The organism is Kitasatospora sp. NBC_01300, from assembly GCF_041435235.1.
Taxonomy (GTDB): domain Bacteria; phylum Actinomycetota; class Actinomycetes; order Streptomycetales; family Streptomycetaceae; genus Kitasatospora.
The window spans coordinates 4,375,710-4,389,771 of sequence record NZ_CP108408.1 but is presented as its reverse complement, the minus strand read 5'-3'; the positions used below and the strand labels follow the sequence as shown (position 1 = coordinate 4,389,771).

Here is a 14,062-nt window from a genome sequence, read left to right as displayed (position 1 = left end):
TCCGGAGGGGACGGCGGCGGACGGTCCGCGGCGCTCGGGCGGGGCGGCCGGGCGGAGCAGGTCCGACGAATCATCCCATCACATGACAGAACGGTCACTCGCCGATCATGTTCTCAACTCCGGCGCTTTTCACACCTCTAACGCACTCCGCCGGGCGGGTGACCATCAGATGATCTGACCGCCAGTCACCTTCGGTCAGACGCGCAGGGTATGCGAACTACCGGTGGATCCGGCGGGTGTGCGGCCGCAGGCGGGGGTGTCGCCCGGAGCAGTGCTCCACCCCGGTCGGACGAACCGCGTACGTCCGATTGCGCCCCGCCCGGATCGCGCGACGGCGCTGCTGCGCCCCGAGGGCCGGGCCCCCGCCGGGGCCGCCCGCGCCGTACGGCCCACCCGCCGCCGGGGGGTTCGCCGCCCCGGCCCCGGCGGCGGCCGCCGAGCGGCGGTCCGCCAGCCGCGCCTGACGCCGGGCCAGTGCCCGGGCGGCGTGCGCGTCGAGGTGGGCGGTGGCCCGGGCGGACATCCGCTCGGCCACCCGGTGGGCGGCGGGGTGGTTCGCGGGCACCTTGTCGGGGGCGCCGGCGATCAGGTCGAAGAGCCAGGTGCGGGCCCGGTCCGCACGCCGGTGCAGCAGGCGCTCGCGCCGGAGCGCACGGGCCCGGCGGCGCGGGCGCGTGGCGTACCGCCAGCGGGCCCACGGGCTGCTCGGGCGGGCCAGCCGGATCGCCCCGATCCAGGACAGGCCGGGGACCATGATGCCGAGCAGGCCGGTCCACATCTTGCCCTTGATCAGGGTGATCACCGAGGCCAGGGCGTTCACCGAGATCACCGTGATCAGGCCCCACCTGGTCTCCTGGCTGGGCACCACGCCGAGCGGCACGTACCCGACCAGCAGCAGGGCGGTGAACAGGATCCCGAAGATCACCGCGTCCACCGACTTGCGGCCCTGCTCGCTCCAGTACACGTCGTCCAGGTGCAGGATCAGCGCGAACTCGTCCAGCACCAGGCCGCAGCCGATGCCGAAGACCAGCCCGAACCAGTCGATCCACGGGTGCCCGCCGTACGTGGCGAACACCCCGACGCCGCCGACCAGCAGGAAGCCCAGGCCGAACACCATGTGATGGATGTGCAGGCCGCCGGGGGTGACGTTGCGGAACCACCACCGCACCTCGGCGCGGATCATCCGGACGCTGAACCGGATGCACACGAAGGAGGTGATGAAGCCGACCAGCAGCAGGAACAGCGGCTGTTTGTGCGCGGCGACGATGTGCTCGCGGTAGCCGTCCAGCAGTGTGGTCATGCGTCTTACCTTCGTTCCTGGTCCTGCGTGCGGCCTGCCGTGACATGGCCCGGAGCCCAACACCGGTCCAACGCGGGGTCAGAACCCGCGGGTGCGTTTGGCCGCCCGGCGCGGCACGACCGGGTACAGCGACGGGCGCTCGCCGCCGACCGGCAGCTTCATGAACATCCGGGCGATCTCACCGCCGAGGTTCACCCCGATCGCCAGCGCCATCGCGATCGCCGCCGCCCGGGAGACGGACACCAGGCCCGCGCTGGCGTGGCCCTGGGCGAAGGACAGCATCCCCAGGTAGAGCGCCGAACCGGGCATCAGCGGGCCGATCGCGGCGGTCACGTACGGCAGCGCCGAGCCGTTGCGGTAGCGCGCCATCAGCTGGCCGAACAGGCCGACCAGGCCGGCCGCCACCCCCGTCGCCACGATCGGGGAGATGCCCGCGTTGTACGCCAGCACGCCGTAGCTGGCCCAGCCGATGCCGCTGTTCAGGGTGACCAGCGCGAGCGAGCGGCGGTCGGTCTGCAGCAGCGTGGCGAAGGCCAGGGTCAGCAGCATCGCGGCGATCATCTGGACCGGCGGGTAGGTGACGCCCGCCAGGCTCTCGTCCGGCCGCAGCTTCGCCTCGAAGCCGACCCCCAGGTAGAGGATCAGCATCACGCCGATCACGATGCCCGCGACCAGGTAGATCACCTCCAGCAGGCGGGCCGCGGCGGTGATGTAGAAGCCGGTCAGGCCGTCCTGGACGGCGGCGACCAGCGCCCGGCCGGGCAGCAGCGCGAACAGGCCACCGGTGATCACCACCGAGCCGCGCAGGCCCCAGTCGTTGAAGGACAGGATGATCCCGGAGGCGGCGGCCGGCATCGCGGCTGCCACGAACTGGTAGAACTCCGGCAGCCGGCGCCGGGCCAGCGTGGAGGCCAGCCGGTCGCCGAGGACGGCCGCGACAAAGGCGCTGGCGAAGACCAGCCAGGCCTTGTCGTCGATCCGCCCGCCGACCAGGAAGGTGGCCGCGCCGGCCAGCAGACCGGTGGTCAGCGCGAGCATCCAGCCCGGGTACGGGTGCCGGTTGCGGCGGATCAGGGCGAGCCGGCGGTAGGCGTCGTTGACCGTGACCTTCTCCGCGGTGATGTCCGCGACCAGCTCGTAGACCGCGTTCAGCCGCGTGTAGTCGGAGGTGCGGCGGCGCACCACCCGGTCGGCGGTGATCGGCGGCTCGACCAGCGAGGGCTGGTGCGAGATGCCGATCAGGGTGAAGGTCACCTGCGGCTCGCAGCGGTCCAGCCGGTAGGCGTGCGCGATGCCGAGCATCGCCGCCTCGACGTCCTCGGCGGCCTCGCCGCTGGCGAGCAGCAGCTCGCCGATGCGCAGCGTCAGGTCGAGGATGCGGGGGACGTTGCGGGTCGCGCCCGCGGAGGGGTGCAGCTCGCGGGCGGTCCGCTCGAAGGCGGGGCGCTCGGACATCGGCATCCGCAGCAGGGTGCGCATCCGGTCCGGCCAGGGCGCCTCGCCGGGGGCGCCGGCGGTCAGCTCCGGGACGACCGGGATGCCCATCGGCGGGGTGTAGCCGGCGGCCCGCCACTCCTCGGGGGTGAGGGTGTCCTCGGCGACCGATCGACGGCGGGCCGGGCGCGCGTCCTCCGGGCCGGGTGCCTGCCCGGGCGCGGGGTGCGGCCCGAGTGCGGGGTGCGGCCCGGACCCGGCGGGCGCCCCGGGCTCGGGGGCCGGCTCCGGCTCCGGGGACAGCAGGCCCCTGGTCTCCGTGATCGGCGGGACGAAGGGGACGACGGTGGCGGGCTCGACGGTCGGGGCCGGATGGCCCAGCAGGCCCTCGGTGGGCGGCGCCTCGGCGGGGTCCACCGGCCGTGCCGGCGGCGTCCGCCGGGTCTGACGGACCGCCCGGCCTCCCCTCGCCCGCTTGCCTGCGCCCGGTCGGCCCCGCTTAGGCACTTCCGCTCCTTGCCGCCCCTGGTGGCCGTCGGCCACCGTTCGATCTCGGGTTACACCTTGCCTGATCGAACTGCCGGACGCACATGTACGCGGCGTACCCCGGCGGGGGCCGCGGACGCCTACCCGGCGCGGTGGCGGTCGGCGGACGCCGCGCCGGAACGGCGGGCCCGCAGCAGTTCGACCGCCACCGGGACCACCGAGACCAGCACGATGCCGACCAGGATCGCCTCGATGTTCTCCCGGACGAACGGGATCTGGCCCAGGAAGTAGCCGAGCACGGTGACGCCGGCGCCCCACAGCACGCCGCCGACGAGGTTGAAGACCACGAAGGTGCGGTAGTTCATCCTGCTCACCCCGGCGACGATCGGGGTGAAGGTGCGCACGATCGGCACGAAGCGGGCCAGCACGATCGCCTTGGGACCGTGCCGGTCGAAGAAGGCGGCGGCCTTCTCCACGTTCTCCTGCTTGAAGAGCCGGGAGTCGGCGCGGCGGAACAGGCTCGGCCCGACCTTGCGGCCGAACAGGTAGCCGACCTGGTCCCCCGCCACCGCGGCGGCCACGATCAGCGCGCAGACCAGCCAGAGCGGCTGGTGCAGGTAGGTGCCGCCGGCCACCAGCAGGCCGGTGGTGAACAGCAGCGAGTCCCCCGGCAGGAAGAAGCCGATCAGCAGTCCGGACTCGGCGAAGACGATGGCCAGGATGCCGATCAGGCCGAAGGCGGAGATCAGGTTGGTCGGATCGAGCCAGGACGGGCCGAGGGCGAGGCTGGTCACGGGCGGACACTCCTGGGGGTCGAGTCTTGGCAATGAAATGGTAAAGCATTTACCAAGACTCGACAGATCCCTGGATGGTTCCCGCTCCGGGCACGCGCGCGACGCCCCCGTGGCGCGCGTGCCCGGGCCGGAGCCGGACCAGGCCGGAGGTCAGAGGTCAGAGGTCAGAGGTCAGAGGCCGTAGCGCTCGACGATCTCCTCGTGCCGGGCGGCGTCCGCGCCCGCCGCCTTGGCCAGGTCGAGCCAGGCGAGCGGGTGCGGCCAGTCGCCGGTGAGCCGGTGCAGCAGCGCGTCGGCCTCGGCGGCGGAGGCCGTCGGCGGCACCCCGAGGGCGGCGTACACGCCGGGCAGCGTGCCGTCCTCGTCGGCCGGGTCGGTGATGCGGTACTGCTCCCCGCTGTACGCCCAGACCGCGTGGCCGGCCTGCTGGAGGCTCTCGCGCAGCGCCGCCCACGGCTCGTCGCCGGGCCAGCCGCCGTCGATCCAGTACGTGGTGTACCCCGCCGGGTCGAGCAGGGTGAGCAGCTCGAACACCGGGCGCCAGCCGTGCCGCTCCTCCTCGGGGGCGTCCTCGGCCGGCGGCGGCTCCAGCAGCGCCGGGGCGAAGACCACCACGTCGCCGTGGTTGAGCGTCAGGTCTTCACCGAGCACCGGCAGGATCCGGGCGGTGGCCGGACCGGTGCGGACGGCGGGCAGGTCGGCGGTGGCGCCGTTGGTGCGGGTGGCCCGGACGGTGACCAGCTGCCACTCCTCGTCCACCGGCCCCTCGGGCTCGTCGAACTCGATGCCGAGCAGCGCGCCCGCGGAACGGACCGCGACCCAGTCCCGGTTGGCGGTGGCCGCCGTGATCAGGTGCCAGAGGTCGGATTCCTGGACGGTGCGGTGGCGCTCCTCCTCCGGGGCGGCCTCGGCGGGCAGCGCGTGCTCCAGGAGCTCCTGGTACAGCCGCTGCGCGGTCGCGTGGTCGCCCAGTTCGGTGGCGGCACCGGCGGCCAGCCGGCGGGTGTTGATCCGGCTGGCGTCCAGGGCCAGGATCGCCTCGCACTGCTCCAGTACCTCGGCCCAGCGGCCCTCGGCGGCGGCCCAGCGGGCGCGTATCCAGTGCCCGTCCTCCGGGCTGTCGTCGGCCAGCCGGTCGGCGAGGCGGCGGACGCCCTCGCCGTCCCCCGCGTCGATCAGGGCGGAGCCGAGCATGCCGATCAGCACCTCGTCGGCCGGGGCGGTGTCGAGCCAGCTCCAGAGCAGGTCGGCGGAGGCCCGGGCGTGGCCGAGGCCGCCGAGCACCGCGGCCAGGTTGACGGCCAGTTCGGTGGCGCCGGCCTGCTCACCCCGGTACCGGTCCAGGGCGACGGAGAGCAGGTCGGCGCCGGTCTCGTAGGGCACACCGACCTCGGCCAGGTGCGCCGCCAGCTCGCCGGGCGGGACGGGCAGCTCGGGCTCCGGCAGCGCCTCGGCGTCCGCCCGCAGCGCGGCGACCTCCGCGGCCACGCCGTCGGTGCGGCGCAGCTGGGCGAGCTTGCGCTCCCCGGTCACGGCGAGGGTCAGCGCCACCGTCCGGGCGCCGCGGGCGAGGGCGAGCCGACCCGCCGCCAGCAGCAGGTCCACGCACGGGCGGTGCGAGCCGGTGCCGTCCAGGTAGCCGACCCAGCCGGCCACGGCGGCGCCCAGCTCGGCGTCGTTCTCCCAGGCACCGGCCGCGACCAGCAGCTCGACCGTGTGCGTCCAGCCGTCCCTCAGGTCGGCGTGGCGCTCGGCGGCCTCCCGGTCGGGCAGCAGCGCCAGCGCCTCCTCCGTCCGGCCGAGCGAGGCCAGCGCGCGGGCCCGCAGCAGGCCGCCCCAGAGCCGGTCGCTCTCGTCGATCTCGTGGCCGCGGGAGCGCTCGGCCTGCTCGGCGGTGTCGAGCAGCGCGAGCACCTCCTGGTGCCGGCCGAGCCGGTGCAGGGTGCCGGCCCGGGCGTGGTGGAAGTGCAGCGAGAGCCGCTCGCCGGCCGCCTGGATCCGGGTGGCGGCGGTGTCCAGGTGGGCGAGCGCCTCGGTGTGGCGGCCGTCGTCCTCCAGCGCGTCGGAGTACTCGCGGGAGAGGCAGTCGAAGCAGGCGCGGCCGGGCTCGATCCGCTCCAGCGTCTCGCCGAGCACCGCCAGCCGCTCCGGCACGTAGCCGGGGCCGTCGACCCGGGCGTGGCAGATCGCGAAGTCCTGCACCACGCAGACGGACTGCGGGCAGCCCGCCGTCTCCTCGCGGTGGGCGAACTCCAGCAGGTCGACCGCCTCGGGCAGGGCCTGCTCGCCCTGGTGGCGCTTGTTCAGCAGGTTCTGCATCCGCCAGTGCCGCAGGTAGACCTCGACCCAGGGCAGGCCGAGCGCCCGGGAGGCGGCCAGCGCCTCCGGGTAGACGGCGTCCACCTGGTCGTTGCGGCCCTCGTTGGCGTGGCCGGGCAGCTCGTAGATGGCGTCGGCCAGTCGCCGGTGGCCGGCCTCGGCCAGCTGGCGGTGGGCGTCGTGGACCCAGGCCCAGATGTCGGTACTCATGTGGTGTCCCCCTGCGTGGTGCTGATGTGATGTCTACCGCGGACCACTGACAATCCGTCCGTCACGCCTCGTCCGGGAGGGCGCCGAGGGTGTCCGGGACGCCCGGCAGGCCGGCCGGGACGGCGGCGGTCAGCGCCGAGACCGCGGTGCCGACGCCGGACAGCGCGGCGGTGAGGTCGCCGCCGGACGAGCCGGTCGAGCCCGCCGAGGCGGCCGCCATGATCACCTTGAGCGAGCGGAGCAGCCCGGCCGCCGTGGCGCTGCCGGTGTGCCCGGCGCGGTAGGCGGCGAGCAGGTCCAGCACGGCCGGGCAGGACAGGTTGAGGTAGAGGCGGGCCCTGACCTCGCCGTCGGTGCGGGCGGTGAACGCCCGGGCCAGGCGCAGCGCCGCGGACGGGATCCGGGCGTCGGCCTGGTCGTCCTCGATCCGGGCCTTCAGCTCGGCCTCGCGGTCCGGCACCAGGACCAGCGGCAGGCCGGGCGGGTCGAACCGGGCCGGGACGAGCTGCTCGCCCTCGTCGGCGAGGGCGCCGGCCAGCCAGGCCGCCTCGCCGACCGGCAGCGGGCGCTCCGGGTCGCGGAACAGCTCGCGGTCGCCGTGCTCGCTGCCCAGCTCGACCAGGCGGCAGCCGCGCAGCTGGGCGTAGCGGCGCAGGAAGGGCAGGACGGCGTAGCGGTCGCCGCGGGCGATCGGCACCCGCATCGCCCGGTACAGCATCTCCTCGAAGCCGCCGCCGCTGCCGAGCGCGACGTGCACCGCGCCCCCGCCCGCGGCCCGCAGCGCGCCGGCGGTGAGGTCGCCCTGGGAGGTGGGGACGGGGACGTCGTCGGCGAGCAGGGTGAACAGCCGCTCGTCGCAGAGCGCGGCGCCGAGCAGGTCCTGGCCGTGCCGGGTGAGGATGCGGCGCCAGGCGGCGGGCCGCAGCCGGGCGGTCTCGTACAGGCCGTCGACGATGGCGTCGGTGAGGGCGCGCTGGAGTGCGCGGTAGTGGTCGTCGCGCTGGAGGTCCTCGCGGCTGGCGGTGGGGGTGAGCCGGCTGGACTCGACCACGCCGCCGATGAACCCGGCCCAGCTGGGCAGCAGGTCGCGGGCGTCCTCGGCGAGCAGCATGCCGCGCAGGTAGACGGCGAGGTCGCGGTTGTCGCTGCTGCCGTAGGTGCCGCCGTCCTGGACCCAGAGCAGGCCGATCGCGTCGGTGCCGCCCCCGGACCCTCCCCCGGTGCCGCCCTCGGTGCCGCCTCCGGTGCCGCCCTCGACCGGGTGGACGGGGAAGGCGGTGAGCGGCTCGAAGCGGCGGCCGAAGGCGGTGGCGAAGCGCATCCGGGCGGCGTGCTGGTCACCCGGCACGCTCTGGCGCCAGGGCACCTCGACGTTGTTGACGGGCTGCTCGTCGTCGCCGACGTAGACCGGGATCGGCAGCAGCACGCAGTACCGGCCGAGCACGTCGCGCAGCGCGTCCTCGTCGGCGAGGTGGGCGTGTTCGGTCTTGAGGGTCAGCTCGACGACCGTGCCGGGGCGGGGCCGGGCGGGCACCGGGTCGACCTGGTACTGCTCGCCGCCCCGGCTGCGGTAGCGGTGGCCGAGGTGCGGTTCGCGGTGCGAGGTGGTGGTGACGGCGACCTCGTCGGCCACCGAGAAGGCGGAGAGGAAGCCGAGGCCGAAGGCGCCGATCAACTCCTGGTTGCCGGTGAGGTCGCGCAGCATCCGGGTGTAGCCGGTGCCGACGGTGGCGAGGTAGGCGTGGATCTCCGGCTCGGTGAGGCCGGCGCCGGTGTCCTCGATGGAGACGGTCCGCCGGGCGGCGTCGCCGCGCACCCGGATCAGCGGGCGGTGGTCGCCCTCCGGGTCCTCCAGGAGTCGGCGGGTGTGCGAGTCGTGGGCGTTCTGGACGAGTTCGCGCAGAGCGACCAGCGGGGTGGAGTAGAGGTGGGTGGCGAGGACGTTCACCAGTCCGCCGAGATCGACCTCGGTCGTACGCAGATCCTCGGCGGGGGCGGGCTCGGGCGGGGCACCTTCAGACATGGGTCCCCAGTGTGCCAGTGCGACTATCCGGCCACCATTTCTTTCTCCCTGAAAAAACTCGGTCAACTCCACGTTGACAGCGCAGGGTTGTCCGACCTTGCCGTCCCGTACGTCAACTTCCGCCTCCACCAGCGGTTTTGGAGGGCCCGAGATGCCTTCGTCGCACCCGTCGGGCAATCTCCGGATATGGCGTCACCATGACACCATCGGGGGAATTGCCACCCGTTTGGTGGAGTTCGTCCACGCTGCTGGTGAATGCTGAACGTGCGACGTCAGGCAACGGCGCCACGGAGCGGCCACTCCGGATCGCGCCACATTTCGCACCCCAGCTCAGGGAGACCACCGTGTCCCGTATCCGCGCAGCCGCCGCCACCGCCCTCGGGGCGTTCCTCCTCGTCGGCTTCGGCGCCGCCGGCGCCCACGCCGACAACGGCGCCGGTGCCATCGACCACTCCAACAGCAGCGTCGTGAGCAACACCGGCTCCGCCAACGTCATCGGCAACGTCCACGGCAACGTGGTCGTCACCCAGCAGACGGCCACCGGCTCGGGCGCGAGCAACCAGAACAACGGCCTCGCCGCGACCGGCAACGGCGGCAACATCGGCGCCCTGCAGGGCAACGGCAACCTCGACGCCCGGGCCTTCTTCCCCGTCGGCTAGACCCGCCCCGCCCCGGGCGCAGCCACACCCTCCGGGCCGGGTGCCCGCTCCGTCAACGCGGGGCGGGCACCCGGCCGCCGTCCGTTCCGGGCAATCCGAGGACGGCCCGGCCGAGGTGCAGCAGGCAGTCCCCGAGGTCCGGGCGGGCGCTGTGCGGTCGGTTCCGCACCCCGTCGTTGACCAGCGCGAACAGGGCGTGGACCCGGATCCGGGCCTCGACCGCGTCGTACTCGGGCCGGACCCGCCGCAGCAGACCGACCCAGGTGCGCAGGAAGTCGCGCCGGAAGTCCACCGCGACCCGGCGGTCCGGCGGGGCCAGCCGCTCCGTCTCGCTGAGCATCGCGCCCAGGTAGTCGCCGTTGCGCAGCGCGAAACCGACGTACGCGCCCAGGCCGGCCGTCAGCGCCGCCTCCGGCCCGGCGGCGGCCGCGAACGCGCCGTCCACCTCCTGCCAGAGCCGTTCGCGGCTGCGCACCAGCGAGGCGGCGAGCAACTGGGCCTTGCTGTCGAAGTGCCGGTAGACGCTGGGGCCGGAGATGCCGACGGCGGCACCGAGTTGGTCGGTGCTGACGTTGTCGAAGCCGCGCTGGTGGAAGAGCCGGACAGCCGCCGCGAGCAGTTCCTCGCGGCGCGCCTGCGGCCTGGGCTCCGGCGACCCGGGGGCGACGGGATCGGCGGCGGGGACGATGGCGGGACCCGGGTGGGCGGCGGAATCCGGGTGGGCGGCGGCGCCGCCCGGGGAGGCCGCGAGGACGGCGGCGACGAGTTCGCGCAGCACCGCCTCGGCGCGGCGCGGCTGCGGCGCGGCCGACTGGTAGGAGAGCCCGGTGCAGGCCGAGAGCGCCGACCAGCAGATCAACTCGGCGTCCGGCAGAGGGAGTTCCGGCCGTCCGGCGCGCAGCACGGCGGTCATCAGCGCGACGTCGGCGCGCAGTTCGCGGCGCAGCGCCGCCCGCCGGGCCGGCGGCAGCAGCCTGGCGTCGCGCTGCACCAGGGTGCCGAGCGGGCGGTGTCCGACCGCGACGGCGGCCAGCGCGGCGCCGAGGTCGCCGGTGGTGCGGGCCCCGCGCAGCCCGCAGGCCAGCGCGTCCAGCCCCAGCCGGAGGGCGCGGTCGAGCAGTTCGGGCTTGCCGCGGAAGTGCCGGTAGAGGGCGGGCGCGGTGATGCCGACCCCGGCGGCGACCTCGGTCATGGAGACCTGGTGGTAGCCGCTGCGGTGGAACCGGTCGGCCGCCACGGCGAGGATCTGGGCGCGCCGCCCGGGCGGTCGTCGGACCACCATGGCGAGCCTCCCCTCCCGCACTCCGGACTGCCGACCGAAGGCTAGCAAGGATTCACTTGAGGGCGCCGACCCCTGGTGACCACCGGCCTTTTCCGGCGCCGTCGACCCTGGACAGCCGAAGCTACCCGGGATTAACTTGTGAGGCCATCACCTGGCACGTTCAGCCCCTGCCGGCGCCCGCAGCCGGTCACCACCGAAGGGAGCGCCGCCGTGCGCCGCACCGTGTTCAACGAGGACCACGAGGCCTTCCGGGAGACCATCCGGGACTTCATCGCCAACGAGGTCGTCCCGGTCTACGAGAGCTGGGAGGCCGACGGCCACCCGCCGCGCGACTTCTACCGGCAGCTCGGCGCGCTCGGCGTCTACGGCATCGAGGTGCCGGAGGAGTACGGCGGCGCGGGCGAGAGCGGCTTCAAGTACCAGACGGTGATCACCGAGGAGACCGCCCGGGCGGGCGTGAGCTTCGGCTCCTCGGGCGTGCACACCGCGCTGGTCCTGCCCTACCTGCTGGAGTACGCCACCGAGGAGCAGAAGCGGCGCTGGCTGCCCGGCTTCGTCTCCGGCGACATCATGACCGCCATCGCGATGACCGAGCCGGGCGCCGGCTCCGACCTCGCGGGCATCGCCACCACCGCGAAGCTCTCCGAGGACGGCACCCACTACGTCCTGAACGGCGCCAAGACCTTCATCACCGGCGGTGTGCTGGCCGACCTCGTCCTGGTGGTCTGCCGCACCGCCCCGTACGACCCGGACAACCGCCGGGCCGGCCTGTCCATCCTCTGCGTGGACACCACGTCCCCCGGCTACACGGTCGGCCGCAAGCTGCAGAAGATCGGCCTGCGCACCTCGGACACCGCCGAACTGGCCTTCAGCGACGTCAGGGTGCCGGTGGAGAACCTGCTCGGCGAGGAGGGCCGGGCCTTCTCCTACCTGACCCACAACCTGGTGCAGGAGCGGCTGGCGATCGCCGTCAGCGCGTACGCGTCGGCGGCCGCGGCGGTGCGGTTCGCGCTCCAGTACGTCAAGGACCGCAAGGTGTTCGGCAAGGCGGTGGCCGAGTTCCAGAACACCAAGTTCACCCTGGCCGACTGCGAGGCCCAGGTGGTGGCGCAGCAGTCGATGGTGGACCGCGCGCTGGAGCTGTACCAGCAGGGGGAGCTGACCGTCGCCGACGCGGCCGCCGCGAAGCTGTTCTGCACCGAGTCGGCCTCCACCGTCATCGACAAATGCCTTCAGCTGCACGGCGGTTACGGCTACATCCTGGAGTACCCGATCGCCCGGCTCTACACCGACAACCGGGTGTTCCGGATCTACGGCGGCACCAGCGAGGTCATGCGCAGCATCATCGCCAAGTCGCTCGGCCTGTAGGCGGGCCCACAGCCGCGGCGGGCCGCACCCCCATGGCGGCCCGCCGCACCCGGCCGGGGGCACTCGGGCGGGGCCGGCGTGCTCGGTTGGGCGGGTGCGCTCGGTTGGGCGGGTGCGCTCAGTTGGGCGGGTGCGCTCAGTTGGGCGAACCGTGCTCCGCGCGCCAGGCCTCCCAGCCCGCGCTGGACGCCACCTTCGCCTCGCGCAGCGCCCGCTGGGCGAACGCGGCCGGCGCGGTCTCCAGGCTGCGCACCCAGCTGCGGCCGGCCGTGGCCAGCGCCGCGCACACCATCGCCGCCCCGGCCACGCCGAGCACGGCGCCGATACCGGTGAGCAGCGCGCCGCCGGCCAGCAGCGAGCGGTTGACCTGGAACCCGCCGGAGACTGTCTCGTTGATAGCCATGCCTCCACGATGCGGGCACTCGCCGGGGGCTGCACGTCGAACGGCTCCGGGTGCGCGAGCCCGGCGCGTCCGCGAACCTGGGCACACGGCGCCGGTCCGGCGGCGCCCGGGGTCGGCCCGGCACGCCGGGTCAGGAGGACGCGCGATGCCCGATCTCGAACAGCTCGCCGTGGAGCACGTCGCCCGGGCGGCAGAGAGCCCGCACGGGCGCAGCGCCCACCTGGTGCTCCACGACGGCGTCCTGCGGCAGACCGTGATCGCGCTGACCGCGGGCACCTCGCTGGACGAGCACACCCCGCCGACCGCCGGCAGCGTCCAGGTGCTGCGCGGCCGGGTCTCGCTGACCATCGCCGGCCGGCACCTGGAGCTGCCCGTCGGACGGCTGGAGCCGGTGCCCCAGGAGCGGCACGGGCTGCTGGCCCACGTCGACTCGGTGGTGCTGCTGACGGTGGTCACCGCCTAGTAGTACTTCGTTAGGTTGATTTGATCTTGTGGTCGTGGCGGTGCATGCTGCGGTCTGTGGATCTTGGTGAGGTGGAGAAGCTTCGTGGGGACCTCGGCGACTTCGTGGCCGAGGTCTTCGCATCGCTCGCGCGCAAGGATCAGCGCCGGCAAGGGGATTGCTATCTGCGCGGGCTGATGTTGGACGGGCGGCGCAAGTCGATCCAGCCGATGGCCGAGCGGCTGCCGGACGGGAACATGCAGGCGCTGCAGCAGTTCGTCAGCCAGTCGCCGTGGGACCACACGCCGGTTCTGCGGCAGATCGCACGGAAGATGACCGCCGCCCTCGCGCCGGAGGCGTGGGTGATCGACGACACCTCGTTCCCGAAGGCCGGCGACCAGTCCGTGGCCACGTCTCGGCAGTACTGCGGCGCGCTGGGCAAACGCTCTCTCTGCCAGGTCGGGGTGAGCGTCCACGCCGTCACCGACCAGGCCTCCGGCCCGCTGTCCTGGCGGCTGTTCGTGCCGCCGGAGTGGGACGATCGTGACGATGCCCGCCGCCGTCGCACCGGCCTGCCACCGGAGGTCGGGCACGTCGAGAAGTGGCGCCTGGCCGTCGACGCCCTCGAAGAGTTGATCTCCTGGGGGCTCGCCCCGCAGGTCGTGGTCGCCGACGCGGGCTACGGCCAGTCCGCCGCGTTCCGCCATGCCCTGCGCTCACGGGGCCTGGACTACATCGTGGCGGTGCGCGGCGACGAGACCGCGCACCGCCACGACGCCGAACCGGTGGCGCCCGCCTATGGCGGTGCCGGCCGCAGGACACTGCCCCGTTACCGCACGGATTCCGTCGCCCTGCACGAGCTCGCCACCGAAGGCGGGCGCCGTGCGTTTCGGCAGGTCACCTGGCGTCAGGGCAGCCGCGGGGCGATGCGCTCGCGCTTTCGCGTCCTGCAGGTGCGGCCCGCGGGGAAGATCCCCCGGACGCTCGCCGCCGCCGAGGCCGGCGGCGGCGCCGCATGGAACGGCGTCCTACCGGCCGAGACCCTGCTGGTCGAATGGCCTCCCGGCGCGACCGCGCCCACCGACTACTGGCTCACCAACCTGCCACCCGACACCGTGATCCGCCGCCTCGTGCGCCTGGCCAAGATCCGCTGGCGCATCGAGCACGACTACCGCGAGATGAAACACGGCCTGGGCCTGGACCACTTCGAGGGCCGCACCTGGCGCGGCTGGCACCACCACGTCACCCTGGTCACCGCCGCCCACGCCTTCCTCACCCTCCGGCGCCTCGACCCAAAAGTCGAGACGCCGGCCTGACCTTCTACCGAGTCCTCGACACCATC

The 14,062-nt window shown here is 73.9% G+C and carries 11 protein-coding genes; 4 read left to right on the top strand and 7 right to left on the bottom strand.

The window, feature by feature from the left end:
- Positions 1 to 217: 217 nt before the first annotated feature.
- The 5 genes from OG556_RS19485 to OG556_RS19465 form a co-directional block, all read right to left on the bottom strand.
- Positions 218 to 1,300 carry a hypothetical protein gene (locus OG556_RS19485; RefSeq protein ID WP_371518193.1) on the bottom strand — a complete coding sequence of 361 codons (1,083 nt, stop codon included), beginning with the start codon at positions 1,298 to 1,300 and terminating at the stop codon, positions 218 to 220.
- A gap of 78 nt (positions 1,301 to 1,378) precedes the next feature.
- Entirely contained in the window at positions 1,379 to 3,151 is a 1,773-nt protein-coding gene (locus OG556_RS19480) for a threonine/serine exporter ThrE family protein (protein WP_371518192.1), read from the bottom strand.
- A gap of 209 nt (positions 3,152 to 3,360) precedes the next feature.
- Entirely contained in the window at positions 3,361 to 4,014 is a 654-nt protein-coding gene (locus OG556_RS19475) for a VTT domain-containing protein (RefSeq protein ID WP_350878332.1), read from the bottom strand.
- Between the two features lie 171 nt (positions 4,015 to 4,185).
- The gene (locus OG556_RS19470; protein ID WP_371518190.1) at positions 4,186 to 6,543 is read right to left on the bottom strand and encodes a hypothetical protein; all 2,358 of its coding nucleotides are present in this window, start codon (positions 6,541 to 6,543) and stop codon (positions 4,186 to 4,188) included.
- Positions 6,544 to 6,604: 61 nt separating this feature from the next.
- A complete protein-coding gene (locus OG556_RS19465) occupies positions 6,605 to 8,566 on the bottom strand; it encodes an ATP-binding protein (RefSeq protein ID WP_371518188.1) in 1,962 nt (653 codons plus the stop codon).
- Between the two features lie 344 nt (positions 8,567 to 8,910).
- Here OG556_RS19465 and OG556_RS19460 point away from each other — a divergent pair, with 344 nt between their 5' ends.
- On the top strand, positions 8,911 to 9,225 hold the full coding sequence (locus OG556_RS19460) for a hypothetical protein (RefSeq protein ID WP_371518187.1): 315 nt from the start codon (positions 8,911 to 8,913) through the stop codon (positions 9,223 to 9,225).
- Positions 9,226 to 9,277: 52 nt separating this feature from the next.
- Here the strand turns inward: OG556_RS19460 and OG556_RS19455 are convergent, their stop codons facing one another.
- Positions 9,278 to 10,507 carry a TetR family transcriptional regulator gene (locus OG556_RS19455; RefSeq protein WP_371518186.1) on the bottom strand — a complete coding sequence of 410 codons (1,230 nt, stop codon included), beginning with the start codon at positions 10,505 to 10,507 and terminating at the stop codon, positions 9,278 to 9,280.
- Between the two features lie 210 nt (positions 10,508 to 10,717).
- Between OG556_RS19455 and OG556_RS19450 the strand changes: the two genes are divergently transcribed.
- Positions 10,718 to 11,875, top strand: coding sequence for an acyl-CoA dehydrogenase family protein (locus tag OG556_RS19450; protein ID WP_363617680.1), 1,158 nt, complete (start codon positions 10,718 to 10,720; stop codon positions 11,873 to 11,875).
- A gap of 136 nt (positions 11,876 to 12,011) precedes the next feature.
- Here the strand turns inward: OG556_RS19450 and OG556_RS19445 are convergent, their stop codons facing one another.
- Complete coding sequence (locus OG556_RS19445) at positions 12,012 to 12,278, bottom strand: hypothetical protein (RefSeq protein WP_063348761.1); 267 nt, start codon at positions 12,276 to 12,278, stop codon at positions 12,012 to 12,014.
- A gap of 145 nt (positions 12,279 to 12,423) precedes the next feature.
- On the opposite strand from OG556_RS19445, the gene OG556_RS19440 reads away from it, so the two are divergent.
- Complete coding sequence (locus OG556_RS19440; RefSeq protein ID WP_371518184.1) at positions 12,424 to 12,741, top strand: cupin; 318 nt, start codon at positions 12,424 to 12,426, stop codon at positions 12,739 to 12,741.
- A 56-nt stretch (positions 12,742 to 12,797) separates the two neighbouring features.
- Entirely contained in the window at positions 12,798 to 14,036 is a 1,239-nt protein-coding gene (locus tag OG556_RS19435; RefSeq protein WP_371516237.1) for an IS701 family transposase, read from the top strand.
- The last annotated feature ends 26 nt before the right edge of the window (positions 14,037 to 14,062 follow it).